General features: G+C 70.1%; 18 protein-coding genes and 1 pseudogene. 9 read left to right on the plus strand and 10 right to left on the minus strand.

Annotated features, from left to right (window positions below):
- Positions 1-48: 48 nt before the first annotated feature.
- The 4 genes from ABZ027_RS34885 to ABZ027_RS34900 form a co-directional block, all read right to left on the minus strand.
- On the minus strand, positions 49-1,176 hold the full coding sequence (locus tag ABZ027_RS34885; protein WP_356775489.1) for a serine hydrolase domain-containing protein: 1,128 nt from the start codon (positions 1,174-1,176) through the stop codon (positions 49-51).
- 67 nt (positions 1,177-1,243) lie between these two features.
- Positions 1,244-1,966 carry a DUF4097 family beta strand repeat-containing protein gene (locus ABZ027_RS34890; protein WP_356775491.1) on the minus strand — a complete coding sequence of 241 codons (723 nt, stop codon included), beginning with the start codon at positions 1,964-1,966 and terminating at the stop codon, positions 1,244-1,246.
- A gap of 233 nt (positions 1,967-2,199) precedes the next feature.
- The gene (locus ABZ027_RS34895) at positions 2,200-3,342 is read right to left on the minus strand and encodes a DUF2235 domain-containing protein (RefSeq protein ID WP_356775493.1); all 1,143 of its coding nucleotides are present in this window, start codon (positions 3,340-3,342) and stop codon (positions 2,200-2,202) included.
- A gap of 141 nt (positions 3,343-3,483) precedes the next feature.
- On the minus strand, positions 3,484-4,770 hold the full coding sequence (locus tag ABZ027_RS34900; protein WP_356775494.1) for an ROK family transcriptional regulator: 1,287 nt from the start codon (positions 4,768-4,770) through the stop codon (positions 3,484-3,486).
- Positions 4,771-5,120: 350 nt separating this feature from the next.
- On the opposite strand from ABZ027_RS34900, the gene ABZ027_RS34905 reads away from it, so the two are divergent.
- From ABZ027_RS34905 to ABZ027_RS34930, 6 genes are all read left to right on the plus strand, one after another.
- On the plus strand, positions 5,121-6,464 hold the full coding sequence (locus ABZ027_RS34905; RefSeq protein WP_356775495.1) for an extracellular solute-binding protein: 1,344 nt from the start codon (positions 5,121-5,123) through the stop codon (positions 6,462-6,464).
- Positions 6,461-7,468: a sugar ABC transporter permease gene (locus ABZ027_RS34910; protein ID WP_356775497.1), complete on the plus strand. Its 1,008-nt coding sequence runs from the start codon at positions 6,461-6,463 to the stop codon at positions 7,466-7,468. The genes ABZ027_RS34905 and ABZ027_RS34910 overlap by 4 nt, the downstream gene beginning before the upstream one ends.
- Positions 7,465-8,352, plus strand: a complete 888-nt coding sequence (locus tag ABZ027_RS34915; RefSeq protein WP_356775499.1) for a carbohydrate ABC transporter permease — start codon at positions 7,465-7,467, stop codon at positions 8,350-8,352. Before ABZ027_RS34910 ends, ABZ027_RS34915 begins: the two co-directional genes overlap by 4 nt.
- A gap of 52 nt (positions 8,353-8,404) precedes the next feature.
- The gene (locus tag ABZ027_RS34920) at positions 8,405-9,430 is read left to right on the plus strand and encodes a Gfo/Idh/MocA family oxidoreductase (protein WP_356775501.1); all 1,026 of its coding nucleotides are present in this window, start codon (positions 8,405-8,407) and stop codon (positions 9,428-9,430) included.
- Positions 9,427-10,446, plus strand: coding sequence for a Gfo/Idh/MocA family oxidoreductase (locus ABZ027_RS34925; protein WP_356775503.1), 1,020 nt, complete (start codon positions 9,427-9,429; stop codon positions 10,444-10,446). The genes ABZ027_RS34920 and ABZ027_RS34925 overlap by 4 nt, the downstream gene beginning before the upstream one ends.
- 208 nt (positions 10,447-10,654) lie before the next feature.
- Positions 10,655-12,328 (plus strand): hypothetical protein, encoded by a 1,674-nt coding sequence (locus ABZ027_RS34930; protein ID WP_356775505.1) that lies wholly within the window; start codon positions 10,655-10,657, stop codon positions 12,326-12,328.
- A gap of 67 nt (positions 12,329-12,395) precedes the next feature.
- Here ABZ027_RS34930 and ABZ027_RS34935 read toward each other — a convergent pair whose 3' ends face one another.
- The 4 genes from ABZ027_RS34935 to ABZ027_RS34950 all read right to left on the minus strand — a co-directional run bounded on the left by ABZ027_RS34935 (position 12,396) and on the right by ABZ027_RS34950 (position 18,314).
- Entirely contained in the window at positions 12,396-14,957 is a 2,562-nt protein-coding gene (locus ABZ027_RS34935; protein ID WP_356775507.1) for a CBM35 domain-containing protein, read from the minus strand.
- Positions 14,958-15,043: 86 nt separating this feature from the next.
- Entirely contained in the window at positions 15,044-15,898 is an 855-nt protein-coding gene (locus tag ABZ027_RS34940) for a carbohydrate ABC transporter permease (RefSeq protein ID WP_356775509.1), read from the minus strand.
- Positions 15,895-16,851: a sugar ABC transporter permease gene (locus ABZ027_RS34945; RefSeq protein WP_356775511.1), complete on the minus strand. Its 957-nt coding sequence runs from the start codon at positions 16,849-16,851 to the stop codon at positions 15,895-15,897. Before ABZ027_RS34945 ends, ABZ027_RS34940 begins: the two co-directional genes overlap by 4 nt.
- Before the next feature lie 149 nt (positions 16,852-17,000).
- Positions 17,001-18,314 (minus strand): extracellular solute-binding protein, encoded by a 1,314-nt coding sequence (locus ABZ027_RS34950; RefSeq protein WP_356775513.1) that lies wholly within the window; start codon positions 18,312-18,314, stop codon positions 17,001-17,003.
- A gap of 328 nt (positions 18,315-18,642) precedes the next feature.
- On the opposite strand from ABZ027_RS34950, the gene ABZ027_RS34955 reads away from it, so the two are divergent.
- A complete protein-coding gene (locus ABZ027_RS34955) occupies positions 18,643-20,889 on the plus strand; it encodes a glycoside hydrolase family 36 protein (protein ID WP_356775515.1) in 2,247 nt (748 codons plus the stop codon).
- 117 nt (positions 20,890-21,006) lie between these two features.
- Here the strand turns inward: ABZ027_RS34955 and ABZ027_RS34960 are convergent, their stop codons facing one another.
- A complete protein-coding gene (locus ABZ027_RS34960; RefSeq protein ID WP_356775517.1) occupies positions 21,007-21,852 on the minus strand; it encodes an NAD(P)H-binding protein in 846 nt (281 codons plus the stop codon).
- Positions 21,853-21,996: 144 nt separating this feature from the next.
- On the opposite strand from ABZ027_RS34960, the gene ABZ027_RS34965 reads away from it, so the two are divergent.
- Positions 21,997-22,395: a helix-turn-helix domain-containing protein gene (locus ABZ027_RS34965; protein ID WP_356775519.1), complete on the plus strand. Its 399-nt coding sequence runs from the start codon at positions 21,997-21,999 to the stop codon at positions 22,393-22,395.
- Between the two features lie 63 nt (positions 22,396-22,458).
- Positions 22,459-22,944, plus strand: a complete 486-nt coding sequence (locus tag ABZ027_RS34970; RefSeq protein WP_356775521.1) for a hypothetical protein — start codon at positions 22,459-22,461, stop codon at positions 22,942-22,944.
- 37 nt (positions 22,945-22,981) lie between these two features.
- Here the strand turns inward: ABZ027_RS34970 and ABZ027_RS34975 are convergent.
- A pseudogene (locus ABZ027_RS34975) lies at positions 22,982-23,122 on the minus strand (glucose-6-phosphate isomerase); the annotation flags it as partial.

A 23,122-nucleotide genomic window follows, 5' to 3' on the forward strand; every position in this document is an offset into this window, starting at 1 on the left:
AGCTCCGATGATGGGCGACCGACGCCAACGCGCGGCCGCCAAGAATCCCTACTGAGCCGGATGAGCTGCATCAGCCGCTGCCTGCCCGCCGCCGAACACCTCCTTGACGAGTCCTTGTGTTGCCTTCTGGAATGCCTCCGCCATGGACAGTGCGGCGTCGTCGACATAGTTCAGCGCGGCCGTCAGGGTCTTGCTGCCGTCGGGCGTGCTGTACATCAGCGCCGCGTGGCCCGCCATGCCGCCGTTGTGGGTGATGACGGTGCCGCCGTTTTCACCCGCGTCCTGCACGAACACCCCCAGGCCGTAGCCGACCTTGGGATGCGGCTTGCACATCTCGGCCAGCAGCGAGGCCGGCAGGAGTTTGCCGCCCATCAGCGCGGAGATGAAGGTGTGGAGGTCCTGGGCGGTCGAGATCATATCTCCGCCAGTGGAGATCCAGGAGGGGTTCTGGCGGGTGACGTCGACCGTCTTCTGCCGGCCGGCGTCCTCGTAGCGGTAGTAGGCGTGGGTGTGCGGTTCGGGGATCTCCGGGCTGGTGTCCGGCACCACGGTGTCCGACAGCCCGAGCGGCCCCAGGATCAGCCGCTGCATCTCCTCGGCGAGCGAGCGGCCGGTGACGTTCTCGATCAGCAGCCTGGCCAGCACGTAGTTGGTGTTGGAGTAGCTCCAGTCCGTCCCCGGCTCAAACCGCGCCGGCTTGGACAATGCCAGCCGTACCAGTTCTTCCGGCCGGTAGGTCCTGAACCGGTTGTCCACCCACTCCTGGCCCGCGGTCGTTGCGGGGATCCCTGGCGCGAACGTCCCGTCGTCGTAGTACTCGCCGGTGAAGTTGAACACCCCGCTGGTGTGCTGCAGCAGCATCCGCACCGTGATCTTCCGGTCCAGCCCTAACTCGGGCAGGTAGTCGGTTACCGGGGCGTCCAGCCCGATCGTGCCCTCGGCCACCAGTTGCAGCACTACGGTCGCGGTGAAGGTCTTGGTATTGCTGCCTATCCGGACGTACCCGTTCGTCGGCGGCTTCGCGGTCTCGCCCAGCTTGCGCACCCCGGCGCTGCCGACCCACTCGCCCCGCTCGTCGTGCACGCGCATCGCCACTCCGGTGAAGCCGGACTCGACCATCTCCTCGATGGCCTTCTGCAGCTCCGGACGGTCCTGGTCGGTAAGGATGATGGACATGGTGGTGTACCCCTTGAGAACTGTTACGAGCTTCGACTGACGGACTCGATCGCCGCGGGGCGCCCTCTTACAGGCTGCGGGCGCTGATGTCGCCGTAGGCGGTGGTCGCGTGGATGGTCAGGGTGGCGTCGTCGCCCTCGGTGTTCTTGAGCGCGTTGTGGATCCGGCCGTAGGAGGTGCCGGCGTCCAGGGAGGTGGAGACTCCGCGGGCGGCACCGACCGAGATCTCGCCGGCCTCGGTGCGCAGCGTGACCGTGCCGCGCACGGCCTCGGCGATGCGGAGGTCGCCCTTCTGGGTGCTGATCTGTGCCGGGCCGCCCAGGCGGCCGACCGAGACGTCACCGGACTGGAGGGTCAGCCGGGCGCTCGCGGTCTCGTCGAGCTTGACCGTGCCCTGCGCGCCCTCGAACGAGACGTCGCCGAGGCGTCCTACGCCTCGCAGCTCGGCGAGGGACGCCTTCGCCTCGACGCGGGAGCCGGCGGGCAGCTGGACGGTCACGTCGATGGATCCGGAAGGGCCGAGGATCTGGTTCTTCGCCTCCGGGGCCTTGATCCGCAGGACGCCGTCGACGTATACGACCTCGGTCTGCTCCGCCGCCTTCACGTCGCGGCTCTTGGAGGCGTTCGCGGGGAGGACCTCGACCGCGGTGTCGGCCCGGTCGGCGGCGATGAACTGGATGCGGCCGACGGGGATGTCGAGGACAGCGGTCACCGGGGCGGGGGTGTCGAACTTCTGCATCATGTTTTCCTTCGTCTCGTTGTTTCCGACGATGGAAAAGCTACGTTGCATTTCTCGATTCGGCAACGAGTTAGTTGCGATGAATCGCCAACATTGCAGGTAGAGACGTCAAATTCGTTGCAATGATTTTGACGTCTAACGCAATGACCCTTGCCGTTCGTTGCAATGAGTTGGGAGTGAACGCTGTCCTGGAGACCCGCACCATGAAGGAGACCGCGATGCCGGGAGGCAGACTCACCCAACGCGGCGCCTCCTCAGACAGCGTTGCCTGAGCCACCCTCAGATCACGGGACGGCAGCCTCGGCGACCGACCGGGGCACCGGTTCGCGGTCCGCCTTCGGATGGTTGGCGAGGTAGGCGTCGAGGCCCGGCGGATGGTAGTTCGCGTGCGGGTCGGCGTGGCGTTCCTCGGCGGTCGCGGAGAGGCACTCCCGCCCGTCGGTGCGGCCCTTGCCGTCCGCCTCCGCTCCGATGGGCCGATGGAGGGGCGGGCTCAGTTTGTACATCAGTGTCCGTGAGTCGTGCAGCTTGCCCGTGACGGCGGGGCGGACGCTGAAGTCGACGCCCCCGTCCGGGTCCGTCACGCCCGCAGGGGCCGCGCCGAGCACCTCCCAGTCGAACTCGAGGCCGTATCTGAGGGCTTGCTGGATCATCCACAGCAGGGTGAGGTCGGACAGGCCCGTCTCCGGGTAGCCACCGCCGACATCGCAGTGCACCCCCGTGAACCACGCCTGTTTCAGTTCCTGCCCCTGCTCCTCGGCGCCGGGACGCTGCTGCCACAGGGTCGGCCGGAACGCCGTGCGCTGTTCGTCTATGGCCAGCGCGTGGAAGGCGCCGTTGACCCAGGTGCTGAGTTGGGTGTCGTGGAAGGCCCAGCGGCGGTTGACGAGGTTCACCGCCGGCTGCATCCAGCGGGGGCCCGGGGCGGGGATGCCGAGGGCGCCGACCGTGTCCCAGACCCCGACGAAGCGGATCTCCGTCTCGTACGAGTACGCCCGCCGGAACAGCGTCGAGGCCGTGCCGGTCGGTTTCTCGGTCCGGTCGCGGTACAGGGTCCAGGCCTGCTCCAGCCGGCCGGCGTTCTCGCGGCGCAGGATGCCGGAGTTGCGCACCAGGCCCGCCAGGCTACGGGCGGTGAACGCGCCCCGGCTGAACCCGAACAGGTACAGCGCGTCACCGACCTCGTAGTTCTCGACGAGGAAGCGGTAGGCGTCGGTGACATTCCGCGACAGCCCGACGCCGAACGCACCGCCCCGCAGGCGTTCCCACCGACGGGTGCCGACACCGTCGTGGTAGTACACGCGCTGCTCCGTCCCCACGGCGGAGCGGCGGCGTACCGCCAGGGCGAGCTTGGCGACATTGGTCTTGCTCGGTTGGTCGGCGAGGTTCCAGGTTCCGTCGCAACAGATGACCAGGCGTTTGGCCATGGCATCCCTCCTCAGGGAAACCGCTGAATCACCTTTCTGAGGATTGATACCCATATATCGTCGGACACGTGTGCGTGGTTGGCTGGTACATGTGCGCTGCGGTAGCAGTGGCCGCCGTGTCGCCTGCCGGGCGCGCCGGATTCACTGCCCCCCGGCCGGAAGGAGGGTCGGTCGGGTGCGGAGCACCTCTTCCACGGAGGAGAGGGCGAAACGTACCGCGCCGGTGATCACGGCCTCGTCGCCCAGGGAGGACAGCCGCCACCGCGGCAGGTCGACGAGGAGGCTGCCGGCTTCCTCCTCGGTGGCGCTCAGCAGGATCTCCCCCGCCGGGAGCAGGGCCGGATCGGCGAAGAGGCCGGTTCCGAGCACCACCACGGCCGGGTCGAGGGCGAGCAGCACCGGGGCGATCCCGGCGGCCAGCCGCCGCCCGTACGAGGTGATGGCCGAGACCGCGTGCGGATCCCCCTCGGCGGCGGCCCGGACGAGGTCGGCGCCTGTGTGCCGACCGGGGTTTTCACGGTCCGGGGCGGCGCCGTCCAGGGGTTCGAGGCCGGGACGTGACGAGGGGCTGCCGGGGAAGCGGATGAAGCCGATCTCACCGGCCGCGCCGCGGTGCCCGCGCAGCAGGCGCCCGCCGGTGATGACGCCGGCGCCGAGGCGTTCGCCGAGCAGCACGAAGACCATCTCGTCGGCGGAGCCGCCGACCCCGCGCCACTGTTCGCCGAGCGCGGCGAGGTTGGCGTCGTTCTCCACGGCGACCGGGCAGCCGAGCGCGTCGCGGAGGGTGGCGACGACGTCCGTCTCGGCCCAGCCCTTGAGGTTGTCGGCCTGCCGGATACGGGTGTTGCTCCGGTCCACCAGCCCGGGGGTGCCTATCGTCGCGGCCCACACCCGGGCGTCGGCCCCGGCGCGGTCGATCGCGTCGCGCACCACCGAGACGACCGCGCGGGCCCGGGCCGGGCCGCCCAGGTCGGCGCGGACCGCCTTGCGTTCGACGGCCACCGCCCGGCCGTCGAGGTCGGCCAGACAAGCACTGACCGACCGGGGCCGTACGTCCACCCCGACGACGAAGCCCGCGTGCGGCCGGAACCGGAACCGGCGGGCCGGGCGGCCGGGGGAGCGCTGGCCGCGGGCGGAGACGGCCGGGGCGACCTCGATGAGGCCGCGGTCGGTCAGTTCCTCGACGATCGCCTCAACTGTGGGACGGGAGAGCTTGGTTGCCTCGGCCAGGGTGGAGAGCCGGGGGTGCGGGTCCGTGGAACGGACGGCGGCCAGGACGGCCGCGGCGTTCGTGGCGCGCAGGTCCGCGACGCCCACCACCGCGGGCAGTTCGTCGCCGGGGGACCTCGGCTCCGGCGGCCCACTGAGCGGCCACAGCGCCTGCGTGGCGGGAGCCGTGGACGGGGAGCGGTCCCTGGACCTGGCCAATGATCAACCTCCTGTGGAGTGGCCCGCGCAGTGGGTGACGGGACCGGCGCGGGCCGCCCCGACGATAACAATCCAGCCATGAGTCCTTGACGCGGACCGGACTCGCTCTGATTATAAAACGCAACTGCTTTATCGAACTAGCGCACTGTCGCGGCATGAGGGTACGGCGCTACCGCGCTCCCGGACCGCTGAGACATCCGCCGCCCGCAGGACCCGCCGCGACCCCGGCCCGTCCACGCCGCCGCCCGACTTCTTCGCGTCACTCCTCGCGTTCCCTGGCGCACTCCACGCGCCCTCCGCCGCCGGCCCCGCCGTCGGCTCCCGCTGTCCCGCCACGCCCGGGAGACCTCATGAGCCACAGACCGTCGTCCCTTTCGAGACGTACCTTCCTCACGGCCACCGGCGCGCTCGGCGCCGCGGCACTCACCGCGTGCAGTGATCTGACGCCGGGCGCCTCGTCGTCCGACCCGAGCAGCGCCGCGCCCGCCAACACCGCCGTACCGGCCGACAAGAAGATCACGCTGCTGGTCGCCGACGCCGACGACACCACCATGACCCCGGGCCTGCTGGCGGCCTTCCGTGCGAAGCACCCCAACATCACCGTCAAGCGCCAGTACACGGGCTGGGACGACTACCTCAAGAGCATCAACACCACCATGTCGGCCGACACCGCCCCCGACATCGCCCAGTTCACCCCCGGCATGCAGAACCTCATCCCCGGCCGGCTGCTGCTCAAGGTCGACGGGTACGGCAAGCAGTACGGCTGGGCGCAGAAGTTCCCCGGCCTGGACCAGATCACCCTCACCCCCGACGGCAAGACCGTCGGCACCGGTGACCTGTACGGCGTCGGAGCGGGCCTGTCGTTCGAGGGCGTCTACTACAACAAGGACAAGGCCAAGAAGCTGGGCCTGACCGTCCCCCCGGCCACCGTGGACGAACTGGAGGCCCTGTTCGCCAAGGCCAAGGCGGCCGGGGAGACCGCGCTCGTCGCCGGCAACCTCGACGGCGGACTCAACCACCCCTTCAACGTGCTGCTGTCGGCCTACCTGGACCCCAAGGACCGCGAGGCGTGGGCCTTCGGACACCAGGGCGCCACCATCGTGCTGCCGGAGGCCAAGAAGGCCGCCGAGACACTCAAGCGGTGGGTGGACAAGGGGTACGTCACCCCGAAGGTCAACGGCGTCAGCGACAACGACGCCACCGCCGCGTTCGCCAAGGGCGGGGGCGTCTTCCGGATCAGCGGCAACTGGGCGGCCGCCGCGGTCGCCAAGGGCCTGGGCGCGCGGGCCGGGTACTTCACCATGCCGCCCGTCACCGCCGGCGGGAAGCTGCACACCACCGGCGCCGGGGTGTACTACTGCGTGTCCAGCAAGTCCAAGAACGCCGCCGCGGCGGCCGCCTTCCTCGACTTCGCCGCCGACGCGCAGGCCGCCCCCATCATCGCCAAGGCGGGCTTCATGGCCCCCGACGCGAGCGCCATGCCCAGCCAGAGCGGACTGCTCGGCGAGGTCCAGGCGGGCTGGCAGGCGATCGTCAAGGACGCCGGCCTGCAGCCGTTCATCCAGAACTCCTCCAGCCCGACCATGGGCGACACCCTCACCACCCAGCTGCAGCTGCTCGTCGGAGGCAAAGTCACCCCCGACAAGTTCCTGGCCGGTCTGCAGACGGACTTCGACAACTACCACAAGAAATGACCACTGCCGACCGACTGACCGATCCCGGCCGCGTCCCCGGCGCACCCGGCACCCCCCGTGCTCCCGGCGACCCGCGGCCGCTGAAGCACGGGCCGGACCACGCCGCGCTCCGACACCCCCGCACGCTACGGTCCGGGCGCCGGCGCAGACGGGCCGTGGCGTTGCTGTACCTGCTGCCGGCCCTGCTGCCGTACACGCTCTTCGCCGTACTGCCGCTGCTGCACACCGCCTACCTCTCGCTGTTCGACTGGGACGGCGTGACCATCCCGTCCTTCGTCGGCATCGACAACTACCGCCGCATTGCCGACGATCCGCAGCTGCGCGCCGCCGCCTGGCACGCCGGCGCGCTGATCCTGTTCTTCTCCGTCCTGCCGATCGCGGTGGGGCTGGTCTCGGCGGCGATCGTGTCCCGGCGGGCCGGACGCCGGGGCACCGGCCTGGTCCGCACGGTGCTGTTCCTGCCGCAGGTCATCCCGCTGGTCGCGGTCGGCATCCTGTGGCGCTGGGTGTACGCCGACGACGGCGTCCTCAACCAGACACTGCGGGCGATCGGCCTGGGCCACCTCGCCGACGCCTGGCTCGGCAGCTTCACCTGGGCCCTGCCCGCCGTCGGACTGATCGGGACCTGGGTCGTCTCCGGCCTGTGCATGGTGCTGTTCCTGTCCGGGACCCAGCGCATCGACCAGGAGATCTACGAGGCGGCCCGGATGGACGGGGCGGGCCCGGTGCGCGAGTTCACGTCGATCACCGTCCCGCTGCTGCGACCGGAGTTCGCGGTGGCGCTGTCCATCACCGTCATCGCCGCCCTGTCCAGTTTCGACCTCATCTACATCACCACCGGAGGAGGCCCGGGCAACAACACCGTCGTGCCCGGCATCCTCATCTACCGCCTGGCCTTCGGGGGCGGCGCGGTCGGTGTGGCCAGCGCCCTGGCGATCGCGTTGACGGCGGTCATCTCGCTCGCCGTCCTGGTGATCAACCGGCTGTCCAGGGAGGCACCGTGACCTCGACCACCGCCGCGCCCACCGGCACCGGCACGCCCACCGGCCGGGCCGCGCCCACCGGCGCCAGAGCGTTCACCGGGCGATGGGCGGCACCCCTCGTGCTCGCGCTGTTCATGGCCGCCGTGCTCATACCGTTCGCCTCCCTGCTGCTGGCCTCGCTCCAGCCGGCGGGCGCCCCGCTGACCGGCTTCGCCCTGCCGGACGGGCTGCACTTCGAGAACTTCTCCCGCGCCTGGTCCGCGGCGGGCTTCGGCACGCTGCTGCGCTCCAGCGTGGTGATCGCGGTGTGCGTGGTGCCGGCCGCGGTCATCTGCGCCACCCTGGCCGGGTACGCGCTGGCCACCCTGGACGTCCCCGGCCGCGGGCGGCTCTACGCGTACCTGCTGCTCGGTCTGTCCATCCCCACCGAGGGCACCGTCATCCCGCTCTACTACGACCTGCGCGCCGCGGGACTGACGAACACGGTGCCGGGGCTGGCCCTCGCGGAGATCGGCGCGTTCATGCCGTTCGGGGTGTTCTGGATGCGGGCCCACTTCGCGACCATGCCGCGCAGCCTCATCGAAGCGGCACGGCTGGACGGCGCCTCGTCGTGGGCGACGCTCTGGCGGATCCTGCTGCCCAGCTCCCGCCCCGCGGTGACCACCCTGGGCGTCCTGTACTTCGTCTGGAGCTGGAACCAGTTCCTGCTGCCGCTCATCCTGATCCAGGACCCGACCCGCCGCACCGCCCCCGCCGGACTGGGCTTCTTCACCGGGCAGTTCGGCGTCGACGTACCGCTGCTCGCCGCGGCCACCCTGATCGTGATCGCCCCGGTGGTGGTCGTCTACCTGTTCTTCCAGCGGCACTTCATCAGCGGCGTGCTCAGCGGCGCCCTCAAGGGCTGACCGCACCCCGCTCGCCGGCGGAGAGCGGACCACACAAAGGTCGGAGAATTCGATGGCAGAACTAGAAGTCGCGCTGATCGGCGCGGGCGGCATCGCCCGAGCTCATCTGCCCGCGTGGGTCGCCCTGGGCGCGCGGATACGCGTCTACGCGCCCGACAGCCGCGCCCCCGCCCTGGCCCGCGAGTTCGGCGCGACCAGCGCGGGCTCCCTGCGCGAGGCGATCGCCGGCGCCCAGGTGGTGGACGTGTGCACACCGACCGACACCCACCAGGAGATCACGCTGGCCGCCGTCGCGGCCGGTGCCCACGTCCTGTGCGAGAAGCCGCTGGCGCTCAGCGCGGCCGACGCCGAGGACATGGCCGACGCGGCCGAAGCGGCCGGGGTGCGGCTGTACCCGGGACACGTCGTACGGTTCTTCCCCGCCTACGCCCGGCTGCGGGACCTCGTCGCGGGCGGCGGCCTCGGCCGGGTGGCGGTCGCCCGCTTCACCCGCACCGGCATCTACCCCACCTGGAGCGGCTGGTTCGCCGACCCGGCGCGGTCCGGCGGGATCCTGACCGACCAGATGATCCACGACATGGACATCGCCCGCTGGATCTTCGGCGACGTCGTACGGGTCCACGCCCGGCAGCAGGGGCACCTCACCGCCCCCGCCCCGGAAGGGTCGGTCGCCACCGGTACCGCCGTACTCACCCACGCCGGAGGCACCATCACGCAGGTCGTGGGCGTGTGGGGGCCGCCGGCGACACCGTTTCGCACCACGTTCCACGTGTCGGGCACCGGCGGCACCGTCGAGCACGACTCCCAGGCCCACCTCGATCTGCGGATCACCGGTAGCGCGCCGGGCGGCCCGGCGGACGGCATACCCGACGGGGACTTCGGCGAGTCGCCCTACCTCACCCAGATCCGCGAGTTCGCCGACGCGTTCACGGGCGGCCCGCACCCCCGGGTGAGCGCCCGGGACGGTGTGGCCGCGGTACGCATCGCGCAGGCCGCGGCGGAGTCCGCCCGCACCGGGCGTGCCGTCGAACTCGGCCCGCGCACCACGACCGTGACCACGGAGAGGACCGACCAGTGAGAGTCGCCGTACTGTCCTTCGCCCATCTGCACGCGGCGACCTACATCAGGCTGCTGCGCGACCGCGACGGCATCGAACTGGTCACCGCGGACCCCGACGCCCCGCCCGACGACCCCACCCGAGGCCGGGACCTCGCCGACGATCTCGGTGCCGACTACGCCGACAGTTGGGACGAGGTGTTCGCCTCGCGCCCCGACGCCGTGGTGGTCACCAGCGAGAACGCCTGCCACCGGCACCTGGTCGAACGGGCCGCCGCGAGCGGGGCCCACGTGCTGTGCGAGAAGCCCCTCGCGACCACCGAGGCGGACGCCCGGGCCATGATCGACGCCTGCGCGCACGCCGGGGTCGCCCTGATGACCGCCTACCCGGTGCGGTTCAGCCCCGCGTTCACCGCCCTGCGCCGCGCCCTGGCCGACGGCTCGCTCGGCGGACTGGTCAGCGTCCACGGAGCCAACAACGGCTCCAATCCGGCACGTTCACACTCCTGGTTCGCCGACCCGGAACTGGCGGGCGGCGGGGCGCTGGCCGACCACACCGTCCACATCGCCGACCTGGTGGACGCCCTGCTGGACGGCGAGCAGGCGGCGGAGGTGTACGCCCAGGCCAACCGCATCCTGGACGACGGCGGTCCCACCCCGGCCGTCGAGACCGCGGGCCTCGTCACCATCCGGTACCCCAGCGGGCTGGTCACCGCCGTGGACGCCAGCTGGAGCCATCCCCCCAATCACCCCACCTGGGGCGGCCTCGCCATGACCTGCGTCGCCGAGAAGGCGATCGTGGAGTTCGACGCCTTCCCCCGGCTGCTCGGCGGCTTCGACTCCGGCACCGGCCGCGACCGCTGGGAGGCGGGCGGCGCCGACCTGGACGCCGCCATGCTCGACGAGTTCCTCGACGCCGTACGCACCGGCCGACGACCGTCCCCCGACGGCGAGTCGGGCCTGCGCACCCTGCGCGTCGTCCTGGCCGCCTACGAGTCCCTGCGCACCGGGGGACCGGTCGCGCTGCCCACGCCGTAGGGCTCGGGCACTCCTCGGATCCGGGTTCGGGCGCGCCCGGCGGGCCGCCCGGCCGGATCCCTCCGCGCGTTCGTGTAGATCTGGTGACCCTCGCTCAAATGTACGTATGACGCCCTGAGTTGGCCTGTTGACTGAGGTGGCGCGATCGGCTGACGGGCCGTGAAAGGCCTGCTGATCCGCGTGTTTCCACCAACGGGAGGGCCTTCACATGACACACCTGTCCGGTCGAATACGCCTGGCCGCCGCGGCGGTCATAGCCGGGGCGCTGACATCCGGGCTGATGCCCGCCACCGGGGCGTCCGCCGCCCCAGCCCCCACGCCGCGCGCGGCGGTGACGGCGGACGAGCCGACCGAGGACATGCCGGACGACGGCTTCAGCGACGAACCCGAGGGCGAACAGGACGACTTCGCGGGAAGCACCCCGCTGGCCCCGCCCGAGTCGGGCAACCCCGGGCTCCTCGCCGCCCCGGTCCCCGGGCGCCCCGGCGACTTCCAACTGGAGGCCGGCTCGTCCCTCACCGGCCTCGTGGACAAGCTCGACGCCGCGCTTCCCAAGCAGGGCCTCACCGAGCTGATGGAACAGGCCAACCGGGACGCCGGCTGGGACGGCGGCTGCGGCTCGACCGGCATCTACGGCCCCGACCTCGCCGTGAACCACCGGGTGTGCTGGAAGAGCGACGACGCCACGTCCAGCGAATGGGTTCCGCAGGCCATCTCCGGCGTCTCGGACGCGCAGGAGGACGAGGACTGGGGCACGTCCAACGCCGAGCCCATCGCCGTCGGTTCGTACGACGGGCAGAACCCCGGCCGCAGCAACTACGAGGCGGGACGCGAGAACTGCGTCCAGGACTCCGCGTCCGACGCCTGCAACGAAAAGGGCATCCGGGTCAGCTTCTTCAACCAGGCCACCCAGAAGTACCGCCATGTGCTGCTGGTCTGGCCCTACGTCAACTCCAAGGACCACATCTCCTTCGACGCGCTGCACGCGCGTGAGGGCAAGTGCACCACCTCGGTGACGAACGCCTGCAAGGCCCAGAACGGCATCCACGCCGGCGGCATGGTCTGGTACGGCAACTACCTGTACGTCGCCGACACCGCCAACGGCATGCGGGTCTTCGACCTCCGCAAGATCATGGACCTCAACCCGGACAACAACGCGGACGTCAACGACCCGACGCCCGACGGCCTGGTCAGCGACGTCCTGGACAAGAAGCGCGTCGGCCGGCAGAGCAACGTCTGGTACGGCTTCGGCTACCGCTACGTCATGCCGCAGGTCGCCTCGCTCAAGTTCACCGCGGCCAGGACCAGCGGCGACACCAGCGGCAACCAGTGCTACGCCACCGCCCGGCCGAAGGCGTCCTACATCTCCCTGGACCGCACCGACACGGACCACATGGTGCTCGGTGAGTACTGCAACACCAACAACGGCGGCAGCAGCCCCGGCCGGGTCGGCACCTACCCGATGTCCGTCCTCACCGCCGCCGTCGAAGGCTCAGCCGGCACGAAGGCCAACGCGGACGCCGCCTACGGCCTGCCCACCGGAGCGACCTTCAACGGCGAAGCCCTCTGGCACAAGATCCAGGGCGTGACCCGCTACGAGGGCAAGTGGTACTTCCACCGCAGCAACGGCTACGACAATGGCCGTCTGCTCCAGGCCACCGCGACCTCGGTCGACGGCACCACGCAGCTCGTCGGCAACGCGAAGGCGCTGCAGAGTTCCTTCGGCCCCGAGGACCTGTACCTCGCGCACGGCCGCGGCGACGGCTTCGCACCGCAACTGTGGTCGCTGAGCGAGCACGCGCCGAGCGCGAGTTGCTCGTCCTGCAAGCGTGAGCTGTACAGCTACAACATGGGCGAGGTTATCGGCGACTTCGCCTCGTAGCACAGGATCGCTACGAACCCCGGCGGGGCCCGGCCCAAGTGGCCGGGCCCCGACCGGAGTTCGTTCCTCAGCCGGTGAGCGGTGCCACCGTGACGCGGTCGATGTTGGGGGCGTAGGCGTCGGCGTTGGCGAAGGTGATCGTGTTGGTGCCGGCGGCGAGGGTGACCGGGACGGGCAGGTCCCAGTAGCTCGACCAGCTGTAGTTGTTGCGGAACATGACGGTCTGCGCGGTGCCGTTGACGGAGATCCGGGCCGCCCGGGAGACGACGTTGGTGTTGTAGTTCCCGGAACCCGCGACCTGGTTGTTGGCGTAGCGGACGTTCATGACGTACCGCCCGGCGTGGGCGGCGTCGACCTTGACGGTGAGCGTGTTGCCCGAACCGTTGCCGACGTAGCCGACGTACTTGCCGCCGGAGGCCCAGCTGTCCGAGGAGACGACGGCCGCTCCGGCGAGGGTGCCGTCCTCGGCCTCGTAGGCGGTGACGCCCGAGGTGTCACCCTTCGCGGCGACCCGCAGGTCCCGCAGGGTCAGCGTCGTCGCGCCCGAAGTGGTGGCGGTGACACGGTTGTTGCCCGCGGACAGGTACAGCCGTGAGCTCCGGTCGGTGAGCTTGCCGCGGGTGGCGGGCAGGCGGACCGCGGTGGCACCGTCCAGGGAGAGCCCGGCCGGTCCGTCGGACGCGTAGTCGGTGTGCACGGTGTAGTAGCCGTCGGCCGGGGCGTACACGTCGAAGGCCGCCGAGGAGCCCGCCTTCAGGGCGAGCGCACCGGCGCCCGTGGTGCCGGAGGCGCTGTAGTCGTAGGAGGGCTTCCCGGTGATGTCGGCGTACGCGGCCGGGTAGGCGGTCTGCGCGCCGGAGGCCGCGGTGAGGTCGATCTTGTCGAGGGTGACCTCGTTGGTCCCCTTGGCCAGGGTGAGGGTGTGGGTGCCCGCGGTCAGCGACACCGAGGCGCCCGCGGTGGCCCGGTAGGTCCAGTTCAGGGTCGGTGAGTAGGTGATCGTCCGGGGCGAGCCGCCGTCGACGGTGAGGGTCTGGGTCGCCGGGCCGCCGGACTGGTTGCCGTAGAAGACGTCGAGGTCGTACGTGCCGGTCTTCGGGACGTCGACGGTGAAGGCGGCCTTGCTGTCCGCCTGGTTCAGGCTGCCGACGTCCTTCGTGCCCGAGGTGGCGTAGCCGTACGGGTTGGACACCGTGCCCTGGGTGTAGACGGTGCCGCTGGTGAGGGCGGCGTCCTCCGCCTCGTACGTCGCGGACCAGGGGACGTCGGCCGTGGCGGGCGAGCCGCTGCCGGCCGGGTTGACGGTGATGCGGTAGGCCGCCATCGGGTCGAGGCCGGTCAACGGGACGGTGACGCTGCCGTCCTTGGCGACCGGGTAGGTCGTGCGGGCCAGCACCCTCGGCGCGGGGCCCGCACCCTCGTAACCGCTCCAGGCGGTGCGCTCCACGGACACGTTGACCTTGCGGCCGAACGAGGCCGGGATGTGCTGGATGACGGTGTTCGCCGAGCCGGAGGTCCCGCCGCCGAGGAGCACCTGAGCCTGCCGCCGGCCGGTGTCGAGGGACGCGATGCCCTGCAGGGTGTCGATGACGTTGAGCTGCGGCGGGGTCACCTCGACGGTCTTGCCGGTCAGGCCCGCGTACCAACGCAGCAGCCACCAGTCGCCGTTGGGGATGTTGGTCTGGCTGACGTTGCCGTCCAGGTTCCCGGCGACGTCCCAGTACGCCTGGTCGGCGTAGACCTTGTTCCGTTCGAACATGGACATCCACTGGACCATCTGGCCCGGCACCGACAGGTCGCGGCGGTTGCCGAACTCGTTGATGTTGACCGGCCGGGCGCTGATGCCGTTGTCGCGTTCGAGGGTCCGGTAGGCCTTGAGGGTGCCCTCGAAGTGGGACAGGGAGCCCGGGTCCAGCTCGTGCCAGGTGGTGATGTCCGGCAGGACGTCGTTGGCCTTCGCCCACGGGTAGAAGTCGCCCATGAGGCGGGCGTCGTAGTGCGTCTCGTTGGGGCCGGCGATCCTGGCGTCCGGAATGATCGACCGGATCCTCTGGTAGACCGTGGTCCAGTCGCTCTCGAACCTGCTCAGCGCGTTCTTGTACGTGGCCGTGTCCGAACTGCCCAGGCCGCTGTACCAGTTGCCGTCCGGCTCGTTGAACGGCACCCACACGAACGTGCCCGCGTCGGGCCTGGCGGCCACCTTGCGGACCATGGTGTCGACCTTGGACAGGTAGTCGTCCAGCCCGAGGTTCTCGTAGGGCCACTGCGCGTAGATGTCCTGCATGTAAATCAGGTTGTCGCCGCCGCCACCGCGGGCGAAGGCGGGCTGGACGGCGAGCGCGTCACCGTTGGGGTGCTGCGCGCCGTCGGGTGCCTTCGTCGCGATCGACGTCATGTGCAGCGGGGTGACGATGCTGTCGCCGGGGACTCCGTCGTCACTGAGCCCGTACAGGGCGCCGTTGGCTCCGTGCATGACCGCGCCGGTGGTCTGCCCGAGGTCGACGGTCAACTGGGGTGTGGCGGCCTGCGCGGCGGGCACGGTCAGAGCCGTTCCGACGAGGGCGGCGGCGACGACGCCCGCGCCCATGAGGCTGCGGAGGCGTCCGGATCTGCGAGGTGTTCGAGGCATGACTGTCCTTCTCCTCCCGCACCGTCGCGGGAGGTCTGTGGGTGCTGCGGGGGTGGGTTGCCACGCGAAGTGGGGGGCGTGGGCGGTTACTTGACGGCGCCGCTGGTGATGCCGGAGACGATGCGGCGCTGGGCCAGGACGAAGACGAGGACCATCGGCAGGCTCATCATCACCACGTAGGCGAAGATCAAATGCCAGTTGTTGAGGTACAGCTGGGCGTTGGCGACCTGGTAGAGGTTGAGCGGCAGGGTGGCCTTGGCACCTCCGCCGAGGACGAAGAAGGCGTAGAAGATGTCGCTCCAGGCGAACAGCATCACCATGATCGTCGCGGTGGCGATGACCGGCCTCAGCAGCGGCAGGATGATGCGCAGGAAGACCCGCACCGGTCCGGCGCCGTCCATCCGCGCGGCCTCCTCGAGTTCCTCGGGGAGCGCGCGGATGAACCCGGTCATGAAGAAGATCGACGTGGACAGGTACATCCCGGCGTAGACGCCGATCATGCCGGGGCGGGTGCCGGCCAGCCCCAGCTGACGCAGCTCCATCACGATGGTGATCACCGCGGGAGGCAGCAGCAGCCCGCTGATGCTCAGCGCGTACATGGCGTTGACCAGGCGCCCCTTGCGGCGGGCGAACACCCAGGCGGCGCCCGCGCCGAGGAGCAGCACGATGACGACGGACGGGGCGACGACCAGCAGGCTGTTGACGAAACCCTGGACGATCTTGCCCTCGTCGAAGCTCTGTCGGTAGTTCGCGGCGGCCTGGACGTGGTGCGGCAGGGCGAGGTTGGGCTTGATGGCCTCGGCCTGCGGCTTGGCGGAGGTGACCGCCACCAGCCACAGCGGGATGCCGATGGTGACGGCGGCGATCAACAGCACGGCGGCCGGTTGTATCCAGCGCAGGGGGCGCCGGCGTGCGGGGGCGAACGCGGGAAGAGTGGTCACAGGTTGTTCTCCCTGCGGCGCAGGCCGACGATGACGGGTACGGCGAGGACGACGACGATGAGGAACAGCACCAGACTCATCGCCGACGCCTGCGCGTACAGCCCCTGGCCGAAGATGCGGAACATGTAGATGTTGAACACCTCGGTCTCACTGCCGGGGCCGCCCGCGGTGGTGGCCTGGACGATGTCGAAGGTGTTCATGGAGCCGATCAGCGCGGTCGTCACGTTGAACGTGACCGCGGGCGCGAGCAGCGGGAACCTGATCGACCAGAAGGTGCGCCAGGCACCGGCCCCGTCGATGCGGGCGGCCTCCAGCACGTCCCCGGGCATGCTCTTGAGACCCGCCAGGTAGATCAGCATGGCCAGGCCCATCCACTTCCAGCCGTGGATGAGGGTCACCACCACCAGCGTCCAGGTGGTCGAACCGAGCCAGGGCGTGTCGACGTGATGCCCTGCCAGCGAGGACAACACGCTGTTCAGCGCCCCGTCCTGGGCGAGCAGGGCCCGGAAGAGGTAGCCGACGGCCAGCGCGGAGATCAGCACGGGCAGGAAGAACACCGCGCGGAAGAAGCGGTTGAAGCGGCTGTCGCGCTCAAGCAGCAGGGCGAGGCCGAGACCGAAACCGTTCTGGAAGACGGCCACCAACACCGCGTACTCCAGGGTGATACGGATGTCCCGGGCCATCGACCCGTCCTGCAGGATGGTGCTGAAGTTCGACAGGCCCACGAAGCCGATCTTCGAGTGGAACGCCGACCAGTCGGTGAACGGGTAGACGAAGTTCAGCAGGTTCGGCAGCAGGAAGAACAGGCCGAACACGGCGAGCGCCGGCACGGCGAACCACCAGGGCTGGTTGGCCCTGCGGCGGGAGCGCCTCCGCACGCCGTGACGCGAGGGCCGGTCAGGTTCCTTCTCGCGCGTGGCGTCACCGACGCCGATGGTGGCTGTGTCCGCCACTGTTAAACCTCCCGGGGACGATCAGGCGAGGGGCTGAGACCGACGGCACCGCAACGCCCTGAAGGGGCGCGGGGAACTGCGCGACCAGCCACGACGAACCCGCAGCCAACCCACCGCCCCTCACGGCCCCTCCGAGCGGAGCGCATTGGTCAGAAACCGGAGACGCCGCGTGCCTTGAGGACCTGCTTGAACTGGTCCTCGGCGGCCTGGGCGACCTCACGCGGGGTCTTCTTGCCGTAGATCATGTCGGCGAGGGCGAGGTGCATGTCGGGGGCGGTGAGCGCCTTGACCTGGAAGACTCCCTGGGCTGTGGACAGCGCCTTCGCCTGCGCGATGGCGGTCTGCGGCAGGCCCTCGGGGTTGGGCACGGACGGCTCGACGGACACGAGCTTGTTGGCCTTGATGTAGGCCGGGTAGTTCGGGCCGAGCCAGAAGGACATGAACTGCCGGGCGGCGTTCTGGCGCTTGGTGTCGCCGGTGTTGAAGGCGACCACGCCGTTGGTCTGGTCGGGGGAGTACTCGGCCTTGGCGGAGCTGTTGGCGATGGGGAACCAGCCGAGCTTCTTGTCCATCTCCTCGGTGCTGGAGGTGGCCTGGATCTCGGACTGGAGCGCGGTGACGTTCACCGCCATCGCGGCGGTGCCGTCCATGATCGCCTTGCCCTGGTCCACGAAGGTGGCCGTCTTGTAGTTCTTCTGCGCCAGGCCGCCGTCGAGGACCTTCGTCTTGTAGGTGGTGATGGCGTCGACGATGGTCTTGTTGGTCCAGCTGTCCTTGTTCTTGTTGAGGTTGTCCCAGAACGACTGCGGCAGGTCCGTCATCTGGGCCTGCACCTGCCACTGCAGGGGCCACTTGTCGCCGCCGACCTCGAAGAACGGGGCGACGCCCGGGACCTTCGCCTTGATCTTCGCGGCGTCGGCGAGCATGTCGTCGTAGCTGGTGGGCATGGTGGTGATGCCCGCCTTCTTGAAGACGTCCTTGTTGTAGTAGACGCCGAGGACCGCGGGGCTGGTGACGATGGCCGCGTAGCGGTGACCGTCGACCTGGCCGAGGCTCTTCTCCGTCTCGCCGAGCTTGGAGACCCATTCCTCCTTGTCGAGCTGCAGCAGGTTCTTGGCCGGCTGGACGAACGGCAGGGTGCTGCCGGTGGGCTGCCAGAACATCAGGTCCGGCTTGACGCCCGAGGCGAGCTTGGTGGGGACGTTCGACTCGTAGGGGTCCGGTATCACCTCGGTGGTGATCTTGGCTCCGGTGGCCTTCTCGAACGCGTCGATGGCCTGCTTGGGCTCCGAGACGCTGTTCTGGGCGACCCACATGGTGAGGCTGACGCCCTTGAGGGAGGCGGTCGGATCGACCGAACCCTGCGGCGCGGCGCCCGTGGCGCCACCGGTGCTGTCGCTGCAGGCGGTGGCGGTCAGCCCGAGAACACAGGCGGTGGCAAGGACGGAAACGGCTCTTCTCATGGCGGGATCCTTGGTCCGACGGGGAAGGGTGGCGGGGCGGAGCTGGGGGGCGGTGAGTGTCCGGGGAGGGTGGTGGCTGTCTAGGTGGGCGGCGAGTTGGAAGCTCCCTGTCGGGGACCGCGGTGGCTGCCGGAGCTTGTGTGACCGGTCACATGCATGCGAGGATTGTGAGCGGTCACACGGTGGGCGTCAAGAGATCTGTAATCGCGGCTTTACCCGCCGATCACATCCGTCGGCGCCGCACGGTCCCTCCCGCCGAGCGTGAAGCCCCAGCTCAGCGCTGACACGAGACACGCAGGACCGAACCGTCCCAGAAGGGGAAGTTGCGTTGACCAGTGCCGTAGGAACAGTCGAGAGATCCCGTATCTGGGCGCACCCGGCGCTCGCACTGCACGCCGTCGTGGACGCGGCCGGTTCGGTGCGGCTGGGAGCGCCCGGCCAGGACTGGGCCTGTCTGGTGCCGCTCGTCGAGGTCACCGTCACCGGTCACGGGCGCATGTGGTCGGGGGAGCGCTTCATCGAGACCGCCGTCGGTGACCGCCTGGCCTACCGCGGCCACGAGACGGTCCAGGTCGGAAGCCTGGAGCGTACGACGATCCGGCTGGCGGACCCGGTGACCGGGCTGGCCGCCGAGGTCACCCTGGAGGCGGGTTCGGGTTCGGGTTCGGGATCGGGTGCGGACGCGGACGCGGGCTCGGGTTTCCTGCGTGCGCGGGTACGCCTGGTCAACGAGGGCGCCACCGCGCTCCGGCTGGAGAGCGTGTCGACCCTGACCCTCGGCGGCATCCGCGACCCCGACGGCGGCCTCGACGGCCTCACCCTGCACTGGGCGGACAACGACTGGCTCGCCGAGTGCCGCTGGCGCCGGGCCGCCTTCCGCGACCAGGTCGTCCCGCTGAGCCGGGCCGCCCACGGCCATGAGGGACGCGGCTGCTTCGAGCGCTACTCGCAGGGCAGTTGGTCCACCGGCCGCCATCTCCCCGTCGCCGCCCTCACCGACCGGGACGGCCGCGCCTGGCTCTGGCAGATCGAGTCCAGCGCGGGCTGGCGCTTCGAGTCCGGCGAACGTGAGGGCGCGGCGTACGTCGCCCTGTTCGGCCCCGACGACGCCCACCACCAGTGGCACCACACCCTCGCGCCCGGCCAGGAGTTCCACACGGTCCCCGCAGTCCTCGTCCGGGCCGGGTCCGGCGGCCTGGACGCCGCGTTCGCGACTCTCACGGACCACCGCAGGAGCATCCGCCGCGACCACCCCGACCACCACGCGCTCCCGGTGATCTACAACGACTACATGAACACCCTCATGGGTGACCCCACCACCGAACGGCTGCTGCCCCTCATCGAGGCGGCGGGGAGGGCCGGCGCCGAGATCTTCGTCATCGACGCCGGCTGGTACGACGACGACGCCCAGGGCTGGTGGGACGCGGTCGGCGCGTGGGAGGCCGCCCCGAATCGTTTTCCCGGCGGCATCCAGGAGGTTCTGGACGCCATCAGAGGTCACGGCATGACCCCGGGGCTCTGGCTCGAACCCGAAGTGGTCGGCGTGCGCAGCCCGTTGGCCGACACCCTGCCGCCCGAGGCGTTCTTCCAGCGCGGCGGCGTGCGCGTCACGGAGCACGGCCGACACCATCTGGACCTGCGCCACCCGGCCGCCCGCGCCCACCTCGACACGGTCGTGGACCGGCTGGTCGGCGAGTGGGGCGTCGGGTACCTGAAGCTCGACTACAACATCAACATCGGGCCGGGCACGGAGGGGGCCGTCGGTACGGACGGCGCTGTCGGCACCGGCACGACGAGCGGCGTCGAAAGCCCCGGCGCCGGCCTGCTCGGGCACCACCGCGCCCACCTCGACTGGATGAACTCCCTCCTCGACCGTCACCCCCACCTCGTCCTGGAGAACTGCGGCTCGGGCGGCCTGCGCATGGACTACGCCCAACTGGCGGTGGCCCAACTCCAGTCCACCAGCGACCAGCAGGACCCCCTGCGCTACCCGCCCATCGCCGCCGCGGCCGCCACCGCGGCCACACCCGAGCAGGCCGCCGTGTGGGCCTACCCCCAGCCGGACCAGAGCCTCGACGAGATCGCCTTCACCCTCACCGGCGCACTGCTCGGCCGGGTCCACCTCTCCGGCTTCCTCAACCTCATGAGCGACGAACAGTTCGACCTCGTCCGCTCGGCGATCTCCGTCTACAAGGACCTCCGGCCCCGGATCGGCGACGCGCACCCGTTCTGGCCGCTGGGCCTGCCCGGCTGGGAGGACACCTGGATCGCGCATGGGCTGCGGGGCCGGGAGTCGACGTACCTGGTGGTCTGGAGACGGGGCCTGGGCGGGGACCTGGGTAACGGCGGTCACGGGGCGGACCCGAGCCGTCACGACCAGAACGGGCCCGTCGACACCACCCGCACACTCACCGTCCCGCACCTGCGCGGCGTACACCTCGACCCCACGGTGCTCCAGCCCACGACCGCCGACCCCACCACGGAGTGGAACCCGACCGACGGAACCCTCACCGTCTCGCTGCCGCGCGCCAACACCGCCGTCCTCATCCGACTGAGCGTCGGTTCGCCGGAATGAGTCACTTCGCCCAGGCCCGTCAGCGACTGACTGTCTGAGTGCGGTCGGCAGTGCTGGGTGATGGATCGACCAGGATCGCCATGGCCGGGGACCGCGGGTCCTATCGGAAGGCGGGTCCTATCGGAAGGCAGCGATGTGGCGCTGAGCCCACTCGGCGAAGGTGCGGGGCGCGCGGCCGAGGACCTGCTCGACGTCGGGGCTGATGCGCTGCTCGGCAGGGGTGGGCTCGCCGAGGATGGTCAGCGTGGTCTCGACCACGGGCGCCGGCATGAACTGCAGCATCTGTGCGCCGGCCTCGTCGCGTGTCTGCTCGATGAACCGGATGGGTTCGCCGAGCGCGTCGGCAATCGCCTCGGCTCGCTGGCGGGGAGTGCTGAGGGCGGGGCCGGTCAGTTCGTAGATCCGTCCGGCGTGGCCGTCCTCCCGCAGGGCTGCGGCTGCGACCTCCGCGATGTCGTCCGGGTCGATGGTCGGCAGGCCGACGTCGGCGAACGGCGCGGCGATCTCCCGATGGGCGCGGACCGACTCGGCCCAGGCGAAGGCGTTGGAGTCGAAGCCGCCGGGTCGCAGGAGCGTCCAGTCCATGCCGGACTGCCGGACGGCGTCCTCGATGGAGCGTCCCGTGTCCCCGTGAGAGGCCGACTGCGGCCGGGTCGCGACTCCTTGAGAAGACAGCAGGACGACCCGCCCGATGCCGCCGGCCTTGGCGACGTCGAGGATGTCCCGGGGGCTCAGCAGGTGCGCGCTGGGGCCACCGCTTTGCAGGAACAGCGCGTCGGCGCCCTCGAAAACGGGCCGAAGGCTCTCAGGATCGATCAGGTCTGCCTGCTGATGCCGGACGCCCTCAGGCACGTCCGCTTCCGAGATGCCCCGTGAGGTTGCGGTCACCTGCTCGTCGGCTGCCGCGAGGGCCCGCACGAGCGAACGACCGACGTTACCGGTTGCCCCCGTCACTACGATCATGACCAACTCCCCTGTCGATTCAGCATGGTTGGCGTCGCACGAGCGGGCGAGGCCGCCGCCGAGAAGGCATCTCTCCGAGCGACACGGGGACGCTAACACCGTCGGTATAGTAGGTACCTACAGGAAAATGACTATGCCGAAGGGATGCGCATGCCCGGCAACGCCACCTGGACGGCACCCGCTGAGATCGACCCCGAACTGGCCTGTCCCATCGGCCCGGTCGTGGACATCGTGTTCAGCCGGTGGACCACTCCGATCCTGTGGACCCTCAACACGCACGGCCGGCAACGTTTCGTCGAGCTGCAACGGCGGATCGCCAGGATCACACCGAAGGTGCTGACCCAGCGGCTGAGGCAACTGGAACGTGATGGCCTGGTCGTGCGCACGTACCACCCAGAGGTCCCCCCTCGGGTCGAGTACGAGATCAGCGACCTCGGCCGCAGCCTCGCCCCGCTCTTCGCCCACCTCGCCGAATGGGCGGCCGGCAACCTGGACAAGGTCGAGCAGGCCCGTCACGCCTACGACACCGACCCGGCCCGGTAGCCCTCGTCGGCGACAGGCCCTGGCCGTCTGCAACGGGGCCCACCCGTGCCGTACAGCCTCCTCATGGCACAGTCGCCGCCCACCGATGCCATCGCGACGGCACTCGCCCAGTGCGCGCAGCGCCCGCAAGGCCGCCTTTTGGAGGACATCGTGAGCACACAGCCGGATCACGGCACGGAGCTGGTCCCGCGCCCCGAACGTACCCCCGGCGCCGTCCGCGTGGCGCTCGCCCTGATCGCTCCTCACCGCCTGGACGAGATGGAAAAGCACAAGGAAGAAGCACTCGCCGCCGCCCTTCGGACCGGCAAGATCGGACACCTTCAGCACTGGTTGACTCACTGGGCCGCTCAGGTGGAGATCGAGCGTCGGCCCGATCTCTCCGCACGCCGTAGCCGTGCTCTCGCCACGATCCACGGCACGGTCAGCAAGGACGCCCCTGCATTCCTATCCGCGATGGGCGAACTGCGTACTGTCGAGGACGCGGCGACGCAGGCGGTGTCCGAGTGTGAGGCACCGCGCATGTCGACAGCGGATTCTTCGGCTACCTGATGTTTCTGTCTCAGCCAACCGTGCAAGTCGTGGGGGCCTCCACGTTCGACACGAACCTGAACGTCAGCGACCGGTCGGTGTACGCGCGCAGCGCCTCGTACGCCATCGCCGGACCCAGATCCGAACCACCGATACCGATGTTGACGACATTACGGATCCGCCGGCCGGTATGGCCCGT

Source organism: Streptomyces sp. NPDC006332, assembly GCF_040612855.1.
GTDB lineage: Bacteria > Actinomycetota > Actinomycetes > Streptomycetales > Streptomycetaceae > Streptomyces.

Excerpts from the sequence above, each read along its gene's own strand:
- ABZ027_RS34920 (WP_356775501.1), top strand. The coding sequence starts at position 8,405 with ATGGCAGAACTAGAAGTCGCGCTGATCGGCGCGGGCGGCATCGCCCGA.
- ABZ027_RS34895 (WP_356775493.1), bottom strand. The coding sequence starts at position 3,342 with ATGGCCAAACGCCTGGTCATCTGTTGCGACGGAACCTGGAACCTCGCC.
- ABZ027_RS34960 (WP_356775517.1), bottom strand. The coding sequence starts at position 21,852 with ATGATCGTAGTGACGGGGGCAACCGGTAACGTCGGTCGTTCGCTCGTG.
- ABZ027_RS34950 (WP_356775513.1), bottom strand. The coding sequence starts at position 18,314 with ATGAGAAGAGCCGTTTCCGTCCTTGCCACCGCCTGTGTTCTCGGGCTG.
- ABZ027_RS34890 (WP_356775491.1), bottom strand. The coding sequence starts at position 1,966 with ATGCAACGTAGCTTTTCCATCGTCGGAAACAACGAGACGAAGGAAAAC.
- ABZ027_RS34935 (WP_356775507.1), bottom strand. The coding sequence starts at position 14,957 with ATGCCTCGAACACCTCGCAGATCCGGACGCCTCCGCAGCCTCATGGGC.
- ABZ027_RS34905 (WP_356775495.1), top strand. The coding sequence starts at position 5,121 with ATGAGCCACAGACCGTCGTCCCTTTCGAGACGTACCTTCCTCACGGCC.
- ABZ027_RS34930 (WP_356775505.1), top strand. The coding sequence starts at position 10,655 with ATGACACACCTGTCCGGTCGAATACGCCTGGCCGCCGCGGCGGTCATA.
- ABZ027_RS34965 (WP_356775519.1), top strand. The coding sequence starts at position 21,997 with ATGCGCATGCCCGGCAACGCCACCTGGACGGCACCCGCTGAGATCGAC.
- ABZ027_RS34970 (WP_356775521.1), top strand. The coding sequence starts at position 22,459 with ATGGCACAGTCGCCGCCCACCGATGCCATCGCGACGGCACTCGCCCAG.
- ABZ027_RS34910 (WP_356775497.1), top strand. The coding sequence starts at position 6,461 with ATGACCACTGCCGACCGACTGACCGATCCCGGCCGCGTCCCCGGCGCA.
- ABZ027_RS34885 (WP_356775489.1), bottom strand. The coding sequence starts at position 1,176 with ATGTCCATCATCCTTACCGACCAGGACCGTCCGGAGCTGCAGAAGGCC.